The sequence below is a fragment of the Pseudomonas salicis genome, assembly GCF_057128705.1.
In genome coordinates this window covers 252,779-268,882 of the sequence record NZ_JBSKHU010000008.1, presented here as the reverse complement: position 1 = coordinate 268,882, position 16,104 = coordinate 252,779, and the positions used below count along the sequence as shown (strand labels likewise).

General features: G+C 65.1%; 2 protein-coding genes. Both read right to left on the bottom strand.

Going from position 1 to position 16,104, the window contains the following annotated elements; genetic code table 11:
• Positions 1-6,345, bottom strand: a 6,345-nt coding sequence (locus ACWKWE_RS26850; protein ID WP_483852192.1) for an amino acid adenylation domain-containing protein, incomplete at its 3' end; no start/stop codon positions are given.
• Entirely contained in the window at positions 6,345-16,076 is a 9,732-nt protein-coding gene (locus ACWKWE_RS26845) for an amino acid adenylation domain-containing protein (RefSeq protein ID WP_483852191.1), read from the bottom strand. The genes ACWKWE_RS26845 and ACWKWE_RS26850, both read right to left, overlap by 1 nt.
• Positions 16,077-16,104 lie beyond the last annotated feature (28 nt).

Here is a 16,104-nt window from a genome sequence, read left to right as displayed (position 1 = left end):
GCCCACTGGCACGCGGTCCAGCGCCGCGTCGTGGGAGATCAGCAGCTTCACGCCGCCGTCTTCCAGCATGTAGCGCAGGCGTTCGGTCGGGTAATCCGGGTCCAGCGGAATGTACGCGCCCCCCGCTTTCAGCACCGCCATGAACGACACCCACAAATCGACCCCGCGCTCCATGGCAATTGCCACCCGCACTTCGGTGCCGATGCCGCGAGCGCGCAAGGCGTGGGCCAGTTGGTTGGCGCGGCGGTCGAACTCGGCAAAGGTCAGGTGCTGTTCGCCATGGACCAGCGCAATCGCCTCGGGACGCAAACGGGCGTGGTCGGCAATCAGTTCGTGAATCGGGCGATCCACGTAGGGCGAGAACGGCGGCGTGTTCCAGGCGTGCATTTCGCTGACATCGCGCTCGGTGAGCATCGACAGGTCGCCGATGCGCGCCTCGGGGAAGCGGCAAATACCGTCCAGCAACGCCTGGAAGTGGCCGCACAGGCGGTCGATCTGATCGGCGCTGAACACGTTGCTGTGGTAGTTGACGTGAATGTGCGCACGCTCGCCTGCCACCACCGCGAGGCTCAGCGGGTAGTGGGTTTTGTCGCTGAGTTCAACGGTCCCAATGTTCACGCCGCCTGCCTGCTTGTCGCGCAGCACGGCGTCCACCGGGTAGTTCTCGAACACCACCAGGCTGTCGAACAGGTCGCGCCCGGCATGCCCGGCGAAGCGCTGGGTTTCGAACAGCGGCGTGTGTTCGTGTTCGCGCAGCTCAAGGTTGTGCGCTTGCAGGTCGTTGAGCCAGTCGCCAACCTTCTGCTGTGCGTCCGGCGCTTGCACCAGCGGCAGGGTGTTGATGAACAGCCCGAGCATGCGTTCGATGCCCGGCACCTGGGCCGAGCGACCCGACACGGTGGCGCCGAAGGCCACGCGCTTCTGCCCGGTGTAGCGCTGCAACAGCAGCACCCAAACCGCTTGAATCAGGGTGTTGGCGGTGACGCGCTGACGGCGTGCGGCGCTGTTGAGCAGCTCGCTGTCCAGGTCTATCGACGTGACCCGCACCTGGGTCGGCAGCGGTTCGCCGTTGGCCGACGTCGGCGCGGTCAGGGCCGTCGCCATCAGGGTCGGCTGTTCGAAACCGGCCAGATGGGTCTGCCAGAACTGAGCGCTGCGCTCGGCGTCGCGGCTCAGCAGCCACTCGACGTAATCGCCGTAATGCCCGGCCGGCATGGGCGCGGTGTCGGACATCGCCGCTTGAATCACCTCGCCCAGCACTGCCGCACTGCTCCAGCCGTCGAGCAGGATGTGGTGGAACGTCCACACCAGTTTCCACAGCGTCTCGCTCTGGCGCACCAGCAGCACGCGCATCAACGGCGCTTGGTGCAGGTCGAACGGGGTTTCACGCTCGGCGGCCAGTACATCGGACAGCGATTCGGCGCTGCTGCGCAAATCCAGCTCGCGCACCGCCAGCACGGCGTCGCGACGAATCAGCTGGACCGGTTGCTGGCTGCCGCTCAGGCGCAGGAACGACGCCCGCAGGATCGGGTGACGCTGCACCGCCGCCGCCCATGCCGATGTGAAGCGAACCAGCGGCAGGTGATCGACGTCCAGCGCCACTTGGTTGATGTACAGGTCTCGCGCATCGTCGCCGGACTGCACGGCGCTGAGTTCGCTGTGAAACAGCAGGCCCTGTTGCATTGGCGTCAGCGGGTACAGCTGTTCGATGTCGCGGGGTGCGACCGGCAGTACGTCCAGCTGCGCCTGAGTCAGGTCCAGCGCCGGGAAGTCCGACGGGGTCACGGCGGCATGGGTGCGGCAGTGTTCGATCACTTCGTTCAACGTCACGGCGTAGGCGTCGAGCAGGCGCTGAATCGAGGCGCTGTCGTGTCGCTCGCCGCTGTAGCTGCACGTCAGGCTGAAGTGGCCGTCGCGCACTTGCGCATCAAGCGACAGCTCGCAGGCCAACGGCGCATCGGCGGCCCGTTGGGCGCCGCTGGCTTCGTGGGCCAGAGTGAACAGGCCGCTGCTGTTTTGCACGCGACCCATGTAGTTGAACAGCACGCAGCCTTCCAGCGACGGTAACGCTTCGCCACGCAGGTGACGCAGCAGGCCGTAGCCGAGGCCGCCGTGGGGCACGGCGCGCAGGGTTTCCTTGGTGTGTTTCAGCGCCGTATCGAGGCTGTCGTGGGCGTGCAGGCTGACCGGGTACAGGTTGGTGAACCAACCCACGGTGCGCGAGGGATCGACGCCCTCGAACAGGTCTTCGCGGCCATGGCCTTCCAGCGCGATCAACGCACGGGGTTCGCCGCTCCAGCGTTGCAGGGCGCGGGTCAGTGCGGTCAGCAGCAGGTCGTTGATCTGCGTGCGGTACGCCGCGGGCGCTTCATTGACCAGCGCGTGGGTTCGGGCGGCGTCCAGTTGCAGGTGTTGCTGCTGCACGACGCTTTGCTGCGCCTTGCCTTGAGGGTTGGCGCACGGGAGCGGCGGCGCAGGTGGCAGGCTACGCCAGTAGTCGGCCTCGGCCAGCACGGCGTCGCTGTAGGCAAAGTCCAGCAAGCGGTTGGCCCAGCGCTGGAACGGCAGGCCCTTTTCTCCCAGATCGACCGTCAGTCCGGACTGAGCCTGGGTGTAGGCGTTGTGCAAGTCTTCCAGCAGCAGCCGCCACGACACCCCGTCCACCACCAGGTGATGCACCACCAGCAGCAGGCGCTCGCCGCCTTCGGCCAGTTTGAAATGCACGGCGCGCAGCAGCGGGCCGTCCTTGAGGTTGAGGCTGGCCTGGGCTTCGTCACAGGCGTGAGTCAGTTGATCGGCACTGACTTCGCGTTGCCACAGCAGGCCGTCTGCGTTCTCTTCAGGGCGATAGCGTTGCTGCCTGTGGCCGTTGTCCTGTTGCGTGAAGCTCATGCGCAGGGCGTCATGATGATCGATCAGTGCTTGCAGGGCCTGAGCCAGCGCCGGGCTTTCCAGCGCTTCGGCCGGGGTCAGCAGCAGCGACTGGTTCCAGTGGCTGCGTTGGCGCATTGGTTGTTCGAAAAACCAATGCTGGATCGGCGTGAGCGGAATGTCGCGGTTGTACGCAATGCGTGCCAATTCGGCGGCCTCATCCCGGTTCACCACCTGCGCGACCTGGGCCAATTCGGCGATGGTCTGGCGCTCGAACATCTGCCGGGGCGACAGCTGAATGCCGCGCTTCTTGGCACGGGAGATGATTTGCAGGCTGAGGATCGAATCGCCGCCCAACGCAAAGAAATTGTCCTGACGCCCGACCTGCTGAACGCCGAGCAGGTCCTGCCACAGCGCCGCCAGTTCGGTTTCGACACCTTCCAGCGGGGCTTCGAACGTTCGTTGTTGTAGTTGTGGTTCCGGCAGGGCCTTGCGGTCCAGCTTGCCGTTGGCCGAGAGCGGGAATTTTTCCAGCGTGACCAGATGGGCAGGGACCATATAGTCCGGCAGGCGTTGTTTCAGCTGAGTGCGCAGGTGCTCTTCATCGAACGCTTGTGCAACGAGATAGCCCACGAGTTGCGTGCCGGTGGCGAGTTGGCGGGCGACCACGACGGCTTCGCTGATCGCCGGATGGTCCAGCAGCGCGGCTTCAATCTCGCCAATCTCGACCCGCAGGCCGCGCAGTTTGATCTGGTGGTCGAGGCGTCCCAGGTATTCAACCGCACCGTCCGCTCGCCAGCGCGCCAGGTCGCCGGTGCGGTACAGACGCTCGCCGTTGCCAAACGGGCTGGCGACGAAACGCTCAGCGGTCAGGCCGGGGCGTTGGTGATAGCCGCGAGCCAGGCCAATGCCACCGATGTACAACTCGCCCGGCACGCCAATGGGTTGCGGATTTAGGCGGCTGTCGAGGATGTGAATCTGCAAGTTGGCAATCGGACGGCCAATCGGTACCGAAGCGCCCGACTCGTTCACGCAAGTCCAGTGCGTCACGTCGATGGCCACTTCGGTCGGGCCGTACAGATTGAACAGGCCCGCATTCGGCAGACGTTGCAGAGTTTCACGCGCCAGATCGGCAGGTAGGGCTTCGCCAGAACAGACGATGCGTTTCAACGAGGCGCAGCCGGACAGATTGTCCTGAGCCATGAAGGCGGCGAGCATCGACGGGACGAAGTGCAGTGTTGTGATCTGGTGATCGGCAATCAAACCGTTTAACAACGCTGGGTCGCGATGATCACCGGGCTGGGCCATGACCAAACGCGCACCAACCATCAGCGGCCAGAAGAACTCCCACACCGAGACGTCAAAGCTGAAGGGTGTTTTTTGCAGCACGGCGTCGGAGGCGTCCAAACCGTACGCGTCCTGCATCCACGCCAGACGATTGAACAGCGCCGCGTGGGTGTTGCCGGCGCCTTTCGGCTTTCCGGTCGAACCGGAGGTGTAGATCATGTACGCCAGCTGCTCGGCGTGAATCTCTACGACTGGCGCGGTGACCGGCTGTTGAGTCACATCAAGCTGATCCAGATTCAGCACCTGCAAGCCTTCCACCACAGGCAGTTCGTCGATCACCGCATCGTGGCTCAGCAACAAGCCAATCCCCGCGTCGTCCAGCATGTAACGCAGGCGATCCACCGGGTACTCAGGGTCCAGCGGCACATAGGCAGCGCCCGCCTTCACCACCGCATACAGCGCAACGACCATTTCCACCGAACGCAACGCCGCCACGCCGACCAGCGATTCACGCCCTACGCCCTGCCCGCGCAGGTAATGGGCAAGCTGATTGGCGCGCTGATCCAGCTGCTGATACGTCAGCACCTGATCCCCACAACGCAACGCTTCACGGTCAGGGTGCAGCTGCGCCAAACGCTCGAACTGACGATGCACGATCCACGATTCAGCATCCCAATCCCGCGCCGTATTGTTCACCTGAACCAACTGCGCACGGTCCTGAGCATCCAGCAGTTCAAAGTCGCCAATCGCCGCCTCAGGCCGCGCCAGCAACTCATCAAACAGCTGCACGAACCGCTGATGCAAGCGCTCGATGGTAGTGCCGTCAAACAGGTCCGTCGCGTAATTCCAGTTACCCGCCAGCTCACCCGCTGCGTTTTCCCAGGTGTGCAACGCCAGGTCGAACTGCGCGCTGCCGCTGTCCAGCGGCATCAGGGTCGCGTTGAGGCCGGGCATCAATTGCAGCGCTTCGTCCTGGCGCTGTTGATGGTTGTACAGCACTTGAAACAGCGGGTTGTGGCTCAGGCTGCGCTCGGGCGCCAGTGCGTCCACGAGTTGTTCGAAGGGCAAATCCTGATTCGCCTGCGCCCCTTGAGAGGCCAGACGCACGTTGTCGATGATCTGGTTAAACGTGGCGTCGGCCGTGACCTCGCCGCGCAGAATCTGAGTGTTGACGAAAAAGCCGATCAGCCCCTCGGTTTCAGCGCGCTGACGCCCGGCTATCGGCACGCCGATGCGCAGATCGTTCTGCCCGCTCAGGCGGTGCAGCAGCACTTGGTAGGCGGCGAGCATCACGGTGAACAGGGTCACGCCGCGCTGTTTCGCCAGTTCGCGCAGGCGTGCCGAGAGCGCGGCGTCGAGGCTGAACGGCAGGCGTGCGCCGCGAAAACTCTGGCGCGCCGGACGGGGGCGGTCGGCGGGCAATTCCAGCACCGGCGGCTCACCGCCGAGCTGCTGTTCCCAGTAGTCGAGCTGACGATCCGCCTCCCCTGCGTCCAGACACGCACGCTGCCAGAGGGCAACGTCGGCATAGCTCAACGGCAACGGCTCAAGGGCGCTGTCGTCACCTTCGAGGGACGCGCGGTAGGCCTGAACGAAGTCCAGCAACAGCACCTGAATCGACCCACCGTCAGCGATGATGTGGTGCAGGCAGACCAACAGCACGTGTTCGTCATCGCTCAACGTGACCAGCGCCACCCGCCACAACGGGCCTTGGTCGAGGTCGAACGGGCGGCGGGCGAAGGCATCGGCCAGGGTTTGCAACTCACCTTCATCGGCGGCATTCAATTGCTCGAAAGGCATCGTTTGAGACGCTTGAATCACTTGCTCTGGCGTGCCGTCTTCAGCGCTGCCGAACACCGTGCGCAGGCTGGCATGCCGCTGGGCCACGCGGGCAAACGCGGACTGCACGGCGGCCACGTTCAGCGTGCCTTTCAGGCGCAAGGCACCCGGCAAGTGATAGGTGCTGTTGCCGGGTTCCAGCTGTTCGAGGAACCACAACCGCTGCTGGGAGAACGAGGTCGGACTGCGCTCCCCCGCCACGCCCGCCGGAATCGGCAAGGCCGACGCATCCAGCCCCTGCTCGCGCAGCTTGCCCAGAAACACCCGACGCTGCGCGGCGTTGAGGCTGAGGAAGCGGGTGGCCAGGGCCAGCAGCTTGCTTTGCGAAGTCATGCTCGGTTGCGACATCAGTTGCTTTCCTCCAGCTCATTCATGAACTCGTCCAGGGCATCGAGCCGGTCGAGCGTCAGGGTCTGCCCCTGCAAGGTGTCGATCAGGGCCGCCTGCGCGGCGACGGTGGTGGCTTCGAAGGCTTGCGCCAGCGGAATGCTCACCCCGAGGCGCTCGCGGATGCGTGACAACAGACGCGTTGCCAGCAGCGAGTGCCCACCCAGTTCAAAGAAGTTGTCGTCGCGCCCCACCCGCTCGACTTTCAGCAAGCCCTCCCAGAGTTCGGCGAGGACTTCCTCGCGCTCGCCCTGAGGCGCTTCGAAATGGCGTTCCTGCACGGTCGGCGCTGGCAGGGCCTTGCGGTCGAGCTTGCCGTTGGCGTTGCGTGGCAGACGCGCCAGCAGCATCACGTGTGCCGGGACCATGAACGCGGGCAGCGCTTGCGCCAGCGCGGTTTTCAGCACGTCGGCGGACAACGCATGCTCGGCTTCCGCGACCACGTAGGCCACCAGTTGCGGGCCGTGGGGCGTGGGTTGCGCGCTGACCACGGCGTCGCGCACCGACGGCTGGGCCAACAGGACGTTTTCGATTTCCCCCAGCTCGATGCGCTGGCCGCGAATCTTCACCTGGAAGTCGGCCCGGCCCACGTATTCCAGCGCGCCCTCGGCGTTCCAGCGCGCCAGGTCGCCGCTGCGGTACAGACGCGTCCCCGGTTCACCGAATGGATCGGGGAGGAAGCGTTCAGCGGTCAGGGCCGGACGCGCCGCGTAGCCACGCCCTACCCCGACGCCGCCGATGTACAGCTCGCCCACCACCCCCGGTGCCGCCAGTTGCAGGCTGGAATCCAGCACGTACAGGCGGTTGTTGTCGGTGGGGCGACCAATCGGCATGTTGGCTTTCGCAGCCGGAGCAGCGGTCAGGGTGTGCAGCGCCACGTCGTCGGCGCATTCGGCCGGGCCATAAGCGTTGACCAGCGGCACGTTCGGGTAGCGATTGAACCAGCGGGTCGCCAGGTCCACGGTCAGCGCCTCGCCGGTGGGGATCAGCCAACGCAAGGCGTCAAGCTTGTGCGGCGCAACGGCGAGCATGCCGTCGATCACCGCAGGCACGCACTCCAGCACGCTGACCTGATTGGCCACCACTTCTTCCAGCAGCCGTTGCGGGTCATGCACCACGGCGTCCGGCAGGATTTCCACACGCCCGCCGAACAGCGGCGCGGTGAGGAATTGCCACACCGAAATGTCGAACCCGGTGGCGGCGGTTTGAGCAATCACATCGCCCTCGCCCAATCGCAGGTACGGCAGCTTGGACATCTGGTTGTTGAGCATGCCCCGCTGGTTGACCATCACCCCTTTCGGCTCGCCGGTGGAGCCGGAGGTGTAGATCACGTAGGCGAGCTGCTCGGCGCTGGCGTAACGGCCCGGATTGTCATCGCGGTCGTTGGCCAGCAGGTCTTCGAGCATCAGCAGGCGCGGCGGGTTCTCCATCAGCGCCAGAATCGCCTCGACCTGAGGCAGACAGTCACGGGGCGTCAGCAACACCGGCGCGGCGCTGCTCACCAGCATGCGCGCACTGCGGCTCGCGGGATGACGATCGTCCAGTGCCAGGTACGCGCCACCGGCCTTGAACGCCCCGACAATCATGCTCAGCAACGGCAGGCCACGGGGGGCGAACAGCGCCACCACATCATCGCCCTGCACACCCGCTGCGATCAGGCCGTGACCGATGCAGTTGGCGCTACGATTGAGCGCGTCGTAGCTCAGGCTCTCGCCTTCGCAGCGCGCCACTTCCCGTGTCGGATGGGCCTGAACCCGCGACTCGAAACGCTCCAGGTAGCTGATGCCGTACCAATGTTTTTGCACCGGGCCTTGGCCCTGTTCCAGCAGTTGCTCGCGCTCGGCCTGTTCCAGCACCTGCAATTGGCTGAGGGTCTGTTGCGGGTTGTCGATCAGCTGTGCGAGCAGGCGACGGAAGTGGCCGACCAGCGTGTTCATGTCGCCATCGTTGAAGTGGCGAGTGTCGTAAGTCAGCTGCAATTGCAGGGACTCGCCGGGCAACAGCACCACGGTCAACGGGTAGTTGGTGTGAGTGCGGTTGGCGAGCGGTTGGATGCGGTATTCGTTCACGGCCTGCTGAACCTCGGCGCCCAACGGAACGTTTTCAAAGACGAACAGGCTGTCGAACAGCGGCTGACCGCGCGGGGTGTCCGCCAGCAACTGAATGTCCGCCAGCGACAAATGTTCGTGTTGACGCATCTCGGCGTTTTGCGCCTGCAACGCGTTGAGCAGGTCCAGCGCCGATGCGCCCAGCCCTGGACGCCGGACGCGCAACGGCAGCGTGTTGATGAACAGCCCCAGCGCGCCTTCGATGCCTTCCAGGTCGGTCGGACGTCCGGCCACGGTGACGCCGAACACCACGTCGTCGCGGTCGCTGTGACGCATGAGCAGCAAAGCCCACGCGGCCTGCACGAAGGTGTTGGCGGTCAGGCGGTGCTGGCGGGCCTGATCGGCCAGTCTGGCGGTCTGCGCGTTGCCGAGGGCCAGGGTCACGTCGCGCATCTGCGGCTCACCGTGAGGACTGTGACGGTACGGCAGCGGCGTGACGTCGGTGAACCCGGCCAGCGCCTCGCGCCAGTAATCCCGGCTGACCGCTTCGTCCTGCTCGGCAAGCCAGGCCAGGAAGTCGCGATACGGGCGAGCGGCAGGCAAGCTGACGTGGCGCCCTTCAAGAAACGCGCGGTAATGGGCGAAAAATTCGGTGAGCATCAAACCCCGGCACCAGGCATCGATCAGCGCGTGGTGGTGGCTCTGCACGATGCGGAAATCCGCCGCGCCGAACTTCACCAGACGCAGGCGCAGCAACGGCGCCCTGGCGAAATCAAAGCCCTGTTCGCGCTCGGCGATGAGCAGCGCTTCCAGCTCGGCCTCGGCGGCAGCGCGGGACAAATGGCTGAGGTCGATCAGTTGCGCAGGCGACGGCACGCGGCGCATGACCACCTGACGCTGCGCGCCGCTTTCCAGCCCGTGGAACGCCGTGCGCAAGGCTGGATGGCGCTGCACCACCTGCTGCCACGCGTGTTTGAAGGCCTCGAAATCCACCTCGCTACCGACGGCGTATTGGTCTTGCATCAGGTAGATGCCGTTGCCCCGTTCCAACAGGCTGTGCAGCAAAATCCCTTGCTGCATGGGCGCCAACGGCAGGATGTCTTCGACCTCTCGCGCCGGAATCGCCAGGGCGTCCAGTTGCATTTGGGTGAGGCCCGCCAGCGGGAAATCCGACGGGGTCAGGCCAGCGTTGTGTTCGTCGCTGCAATGATTGATCAGCTGCACCAGCTGCGCGCGGTACAGCGCCACCAGTTGTTCGATGGTTTCGCGACTGAAACGCTCGCGACTGAAGGTCCAGTCCAGGTGTAACTGGCCGCCGCGCACCTGACCGTCGATGGCCAAAGCGTTGGCCAGTGGGCCTTGCGGATCGCGCAGGTGTTGGAGGGTCTGGCTCGACAGCGAGAACAGCGCGTCCCCGGAATCAGCAAAACTGTCGTCAAAACGACCGAGGTAATTGAAGGTCACGCCCTGTCCCACCAGCTCCGGCAAATCGGCACCGGAGAGGTATTTAAGGACGCCGTAACCAAGGCCTTTTTCCGGCACGGCACGCACCGCTTCCTTGACCGATTTGAGCGTGGCAATGACGTCGTCATCCGCCTCCAGCGCCACCGGGTACAGGCTGGTGAACCAGCCGACGCTGCGGCTGAGGTCCAGCCCGTCGCCGTTCTCAGAAACGTCTTCACGGCCATGCCCTTCAAGACTGATGACATGACGACGGCGCCCGCTCCACTGCCACAACGCCTGAGACAGCGCCGCCAACAGCAGGTCGTCGATGCGGGTGCGATACGCCGCCGGGGCTTCGCTGAGCAGGCGGCGGGTGTCCTGTGCATCGAGGTTCAAGCTGACCGTGTCGCCCGCGCCGATCAGGCTGTGAACCGAGGTATCGCCCGGCAGGCAGGCATCGGCCGCTGACAGACCCTGCCAATGGGGCAATTGCGGGGCCAGTTCAGGGCTGCGGGCCAGGTCGTACAGGGACTGCGACCAGCGCTGGAAGCTCGCGGTTTTCTCTGCCAGCGCGACCGATTGCCCTGCCACCAAGCGGCTGTAGACGTGTTGCAGGTCTTCCAGCAGCACGCGCCACGACACGCCGTCCACGGCCAGGTGATGGATGGCCATCAGCAGGCGCCCCTCACCCGACGGCAAGCGCGCATGGACCACGCGCAGCAGCGGACCGGTCTCGATGTTGAGGTTGCGCTGGGCTTCGGCGCTGAGGGACGCGAGGTCTTCTTCGCGGCTGAGTTCGCAGGTCCACAGCAGGCGCTCGACGTTCTCAGTGTCGCGATAACGCTGGTGCCACTGGCCGTCGTCGCCTTGATGAAAGCTCAGGCGCAGGCTGTCGTGATGCGCCAACAGCACGGCCAGGGCCTGTTGCAAGACGCTGATGTCCAACGCGCTCGGCAGGTTCAGCAACAGTGACTGGTTCCAGTGGGAACGCTGCGCAACGGGCAAGGCAAATAAACGCGCCTGAATCGGGGTCAGCGCGAAATCACGGGGCATTACCGGCGCAGACACGGGGGCAGCGACCGGTTTGGCGTCGGCCAGCACCGCCACCTGCGCCAGCTCGGCGATGGTCTGTTTTTCGAACAGCTGCTTGGGCGTCAGGCGAATGCCCTGACGGCGGGCGCGGGCGATGATTTGCAGGCTGAGAATCGAGTCGCCGCCGAGGGTGAAGAAGTTATCGTGACGGCCCACGCCCTCAACGTTAAGCGCTTTTTCCCACAGTGCGGCCAACGTGGCTTCGACACCTTCATGGGGGGCTTCGAAGGTCTGGGAGACGGTCTGCGGCGCAGGCAGCGCGGCATGATCGAGCTTGCCGTTGGCCGTGACCGGGAAGGCTTCCAGCGTCAGCACGTGGCTCGGCACCATGTAATCCGGCAGGCGCTCGGCCAGTTGCGCCCGCAGCGCTTCGCCGTCGGTTTGCGTCCCTTTGGCGATCAAGGCATAGGCGATCAATTGGCCCCGGTCATCGACCCGCACATGGGCGTCGCGCACGTCATGCAGCTGACACAGGCGCTGGGCGATTTCACCCAGGGCCACGCGGTAACCACGGACTTTGACCTGATCGTCGGCGCGCCCGAGGAATTGAATCTGCCCATTGGCCAACAGTCGCGCACGGTCGCCGCTGCGGTAAAGGCGACGGCCATGGCCACTCGGGTCGGGAATGAACACGGCGGCGGTCATGGCCGGGCGGTCGTGATACCCCCGCGCCAGGCCCGGGCCGCCGATGTACAGCTCGCCGATGTCGCCCTGCACCACCGGTTCCAACTGCTCGTTGAGGATCAGCGCAGTGGCGTTGGGCAGCGGACGGCCAATGGGGGCGCTGTCGCTTGTATTCTGGATGTCGGCCAGTTCGTTGCTCAGCACGCCGACCGTGGTTTCAGTCGGGCCGTAGTGGTTGATGACACGGCACGCCGGTTTCAAGCGTTTGACCTGCGCCACCAGCTCCCACGGCAAGGCATCGCCGCCGAGAATCAACGCCTGCTCCGGCAGCACGTCGGCAGGATTGGCTGCTTGCAGCAGGCCGCTCAGGTGGGTCGGCACGATTTTCAGCACGCCCACGTTATGGGCCGCCATGTACGCGGCAAAGCGGTCTGCGTCGTTAGTCCGGTCCGGGCTGATCAGGTGCAGCGTGCGCGCCGAACACAGCGCGCCGAACAGCACGGTGTGGCCCAAGTCGGCACCCACCGTGGAGACCATCGCCATGCTCGCATCAGCGTCCAATGACAGACGCGACAGCAGGCCCTGCACGTAATCGGCCAGCGCGCCGTGGCTGATGACCACGCCCTTCGGGGTTCCGCTGGTGCCGGAGGTGTAGATCAGGTATGCGGCTTGCTCAGGGTGCACCGGCAGGTTCAGCGCCGTGGCCGATTGAGCGCGCCACGTAGCCGCCTCCCCGACGCTGATGACCTCGCCGCTGAAATCGGCAGGGGCCGCTCCATCGCGGATCAGCCAGCGAGCGCCGCTGTCAGCCAACACGAACGCCTGACGCTCCGCCGGCCATTTCGGGTCCAGCGGCACGTAGGCGGCGCCGCTCTTGAGGATCGCCAGCACACCGACGACGAACTCCACCGAGCGTTCCAGCAGCAGGCCGACGCGGCTCTCAGTGCCCACACCGGAAGCGCGCAGGTGCTGGGCGAGTCGATTGGCGTCGGCGTCGGCAGTGGCGAAATCGATGCCGTGATCTTCACCCTGCAATGCCAGCGTTTGAGGCTGCGCGCTGACACTGGCATTCCACAGCGTCAGCACGTTGGTGGCAGGGAATGACACGGACTCCGCGATCAGCCGCGACGGCACAGCAGAAACCTTCAGGTCCGCCAGTCGCGCGTTGGGGTCCGCCACCACTTGCGCACAGAGGCGCACCAGGTCGGCGGCAAAACCGGCGATGCGCGGTTCGTCGAACAGGTCGCAGGCGTAGGTGAAAACCGCCTGGATACCCTCGTCGCTGTCGGTGATGTCCAACCCCAGGTCGAAGTGCGCGGAGAAGTCATCCAACTGGTTGACGTCCATGCGCATGCCGCCCATTTCCAGGTTCTGCGGCAGCGGGAATTGCAGGGTGAACTTCACTTGGCACAGCGGATTGTGACTGAGGCTGCGGGACACGCCCAGCGCTTCCACCAGGTGTTCGAACGGCAAATCCTGATGGTTCTGGGCACCCAACGCGGTGTGTTTGACTGCGTCGATCAACGCGCTGAACGAGTGCAGCGGCGAGACTTCGGTGCGCAGCACCAGCGTGTTGACGAACAGCCCGATCAGGCCTTCGGCTTCGGTGCAAGTCCGCCCTGCCACGGGCACGCCGACGCGTAGGTCGGTCTGGCTGCTGTAGCGCTGCAACAGGGTTTTGTAGGCCGCGAGCATGACCATGAACAGCGTCGCGCCGTGGGCGCTGGCGAGGTCGCGCAGGCTCTGGCTCAGCGCGCTGTCGAACGCGAGGGCATAGCGGGCGCCACGGTGGCTTTGTTGCGCGGGACGTGGACGATCTGCTGGCAAGCTGAGCACCGGTTGGGTGTCCCCCAGACGTTCTCGCCAGTAGGTCAGTTGCCGCTCACCTTCGCCCCCGGCCAGACGCTGGCGTTGCCAGGCGGCGACGTCGGCGTATTGAATCGGCAGCGGCGCCAGCGCTGGAATCTGCCCTGACGCATGGGCGCTGTAGAGCGCTGCGAAATCCTTCAGGATGACCTGCACCGACCAGCCGTCAGCGATGATGTGATGCAGCACCAGCACCAGTTGCTGCTGACCGGGGGCCAGCCGCACGTTGAGCACGCGCCACAACGGTCCGGTCTGCAAGTCCATGGGTTGTTCGACGGCGGCCTTGGCCAGTTCGCCCAGGGCTTCGAGGGGTTGCGCGTGCAGGCTCAAATCGTGCAACTCGATCACCACCGGCTGGGCGGCATGGATGCGCTGCACCAGCACTTCGTTGGCGTCGATGGCGAAGGTGGTGCGCAGGCTTTCGTGACGCGCTACCAGGTCGTCGAAACTGCGTTGCAAGGCGACGTCGTCGATGGCGCCGCTCAGGCTCAGTTGACCGCACAGGTGATAGGCGCTGCTGTCCGGCTCCAATTGCGCGAGGAACCACAAACGTTGCTGGGCGAACGACTGCTCAGGCGCGGTATCGCGGGAGATGCGCGCCACGGCGGGCGCGCATTCGGCGCTGCGAGTCTGGCGGGCGACATGGGCGCTGAACGCGCCGAGGGTCGGGTGTTCGAACAGGTGCGCGGGCTCCAGCTTCAGGCCCAGCTCGCCGTTGAGGCGCGACAGCACCTGCACCACGCCGACTGAATCGCCGCCACGGGCGAAGAAATGGTCGGCCGCTTTCAGGTCATCCTTGCCCAGCACTTCCTGCCATGCGGTGATCACTTCGGGCAACAGCGAGACGTCATCGCGCTGCTCGCTCTCGGCGTCCAGCAGACGACCGTCCTGCCAGACCGCGAAGCTGTCGAGGCTGCCGTTCTGCCAGCCGACGCGGCAGGCGGAGCGTTGCAACTTGCCGCTGGTGGTGCGCGGCAAGGCGCCGGGTTCCAGCAGCACGATGACTTTCGGTGCCACGAGAAACAGCTCCGACACGGCATCGCGGACGGCGTCGCAGATCATCTGCGGCTTCATCAGGCGGCGCACGTTGCGGCTGATTTCCAGCGCCAGGCCGACGCCTTCCGCGCCCTGTTCATCGGTCACCGGGAATGCGGCGATACGCCCGCGACGCAGCAGCTCGACGGTTTTTTCCAGCGACTGTTCGATGTCCTGCGGATAAAGGTTCTGGCCGTTGAGGATGATCAGGTCTTTCAGCCGACCGGTGATGAACAGCTCGCGGCCACTGGCGATGCCAAGGTCGCCGCTGCGAAGCCAGCGCTGACCGTCTTCCTGCACAAAGGTCTGCGCGGTGGCCTCAGGGTTCTGCCAATAGCCTTCGGCGACGCTGGGGCCGCCGATCCAGATTTCACCGACCTGCCCTTCCGGCAATACGGCCTGGCTGACCGGATCGACGATGCGCAGCCCATGGTTGTCGCGACACCAGCCGCAACCGGGCAACCGACTCGTGGCGTTCTGATTGGCGAACAGCGCTTCGTCGGCATCACCGGCGGCAAGCTGGCTGCCGTCGAATCGTTTGATGCCGAAGGGCACGGCACGGTGGGCGGCACTGACGAACAACGTCGCTTCGGCGAGGCCATAACTCGGGGTCAGGGCGCGGCGGTCGAAACCGGCGGCCGCGAAGTGCTTGCTGAAGGCGTCCAGCGTGGCGATGCGAATCGGTTCGGAGCCGGAAAACGCCAGGCTCCAGTTATCCAGCTTGAGGCCCTTCACCGCGCTCGGTTTGATCCGCTCGACGCACAAGCGATAGGCGAAATCCGGCCCGCCGGAGAAGGTGCCGTTGTATTCGCTCATCACTTCCAGCCAGCGCGCCGGACGCCCAAGGAAATAATTCGGCGACATCAGCGTCAGGGTGCCGCCGTAGTACAGCGGCAGCAGCAGCCCGCACATCAGGCCCATGTCGTGGTAGAGCGGCAGCCAGCTGACCCAGCTCTCGGTGGAGGCGTCGGTGACGAAGTGCCGGGCCATGGCGACTTCGTTGGCCATGAGGTTGTTATGGGAGACCATCACGCCTTTTGGCGCGCTGGTGGACCCCGAGGTGTATTGCAAGAAGGCCAGCGATGAGGTGTCGATCTGCGAGGGCTGGAACGTGGCCTGCCCGCCGTCGATGTCCTCGATGGCGATGAAGCGTCCGCCTGCGGGCATGAAGGGTTGCAACAGGTGTTTAAACTTGTCGAGGTCTTCACGACGGCCCAGCACCACACCCGGCGCCGCGTCCTGAAGGATGCCGGTCAGCCGGTCCAGGTGCGTCTGGCGGTTGTACTCGGGCGCGAACGCGGGCACGGCGATAACCTTCGCGTACAGGCAACCGAGAAAGGCCGCCGCGTAATCGGCACCGGTGGGCAGGATCAGCACGCAGCGTTCACCGCCCTGCGCACCCAACTGATGCTGCAACACACCGGCCACCGCGCGGGCCTGGCGGTCCAGCTCGGCATAGGTGGTCAGCAGCGGGGCCTGGTCTTCGTGGACGATGTGTCGAAGGGCAATCCGGTCCGGCTGGCGCTGCGCATACAAGCCCACCAGTTCGGGAAAATGCGCGGCCTGATCTCGTATGGATGTCATGCTTTCACCTGTTTGTTTCGGCAAGGCT

Bases quoted from the DNA above. Each gene is read 5' to 3' on its own strand.
- ACWKWE_RS26845 (WP_483852191.1), bottom strand. From the start codon at position 16,076: ATGACATCCATACGAGATCAGGCCGCGCATTTTCCCGAACTGGTGGGC.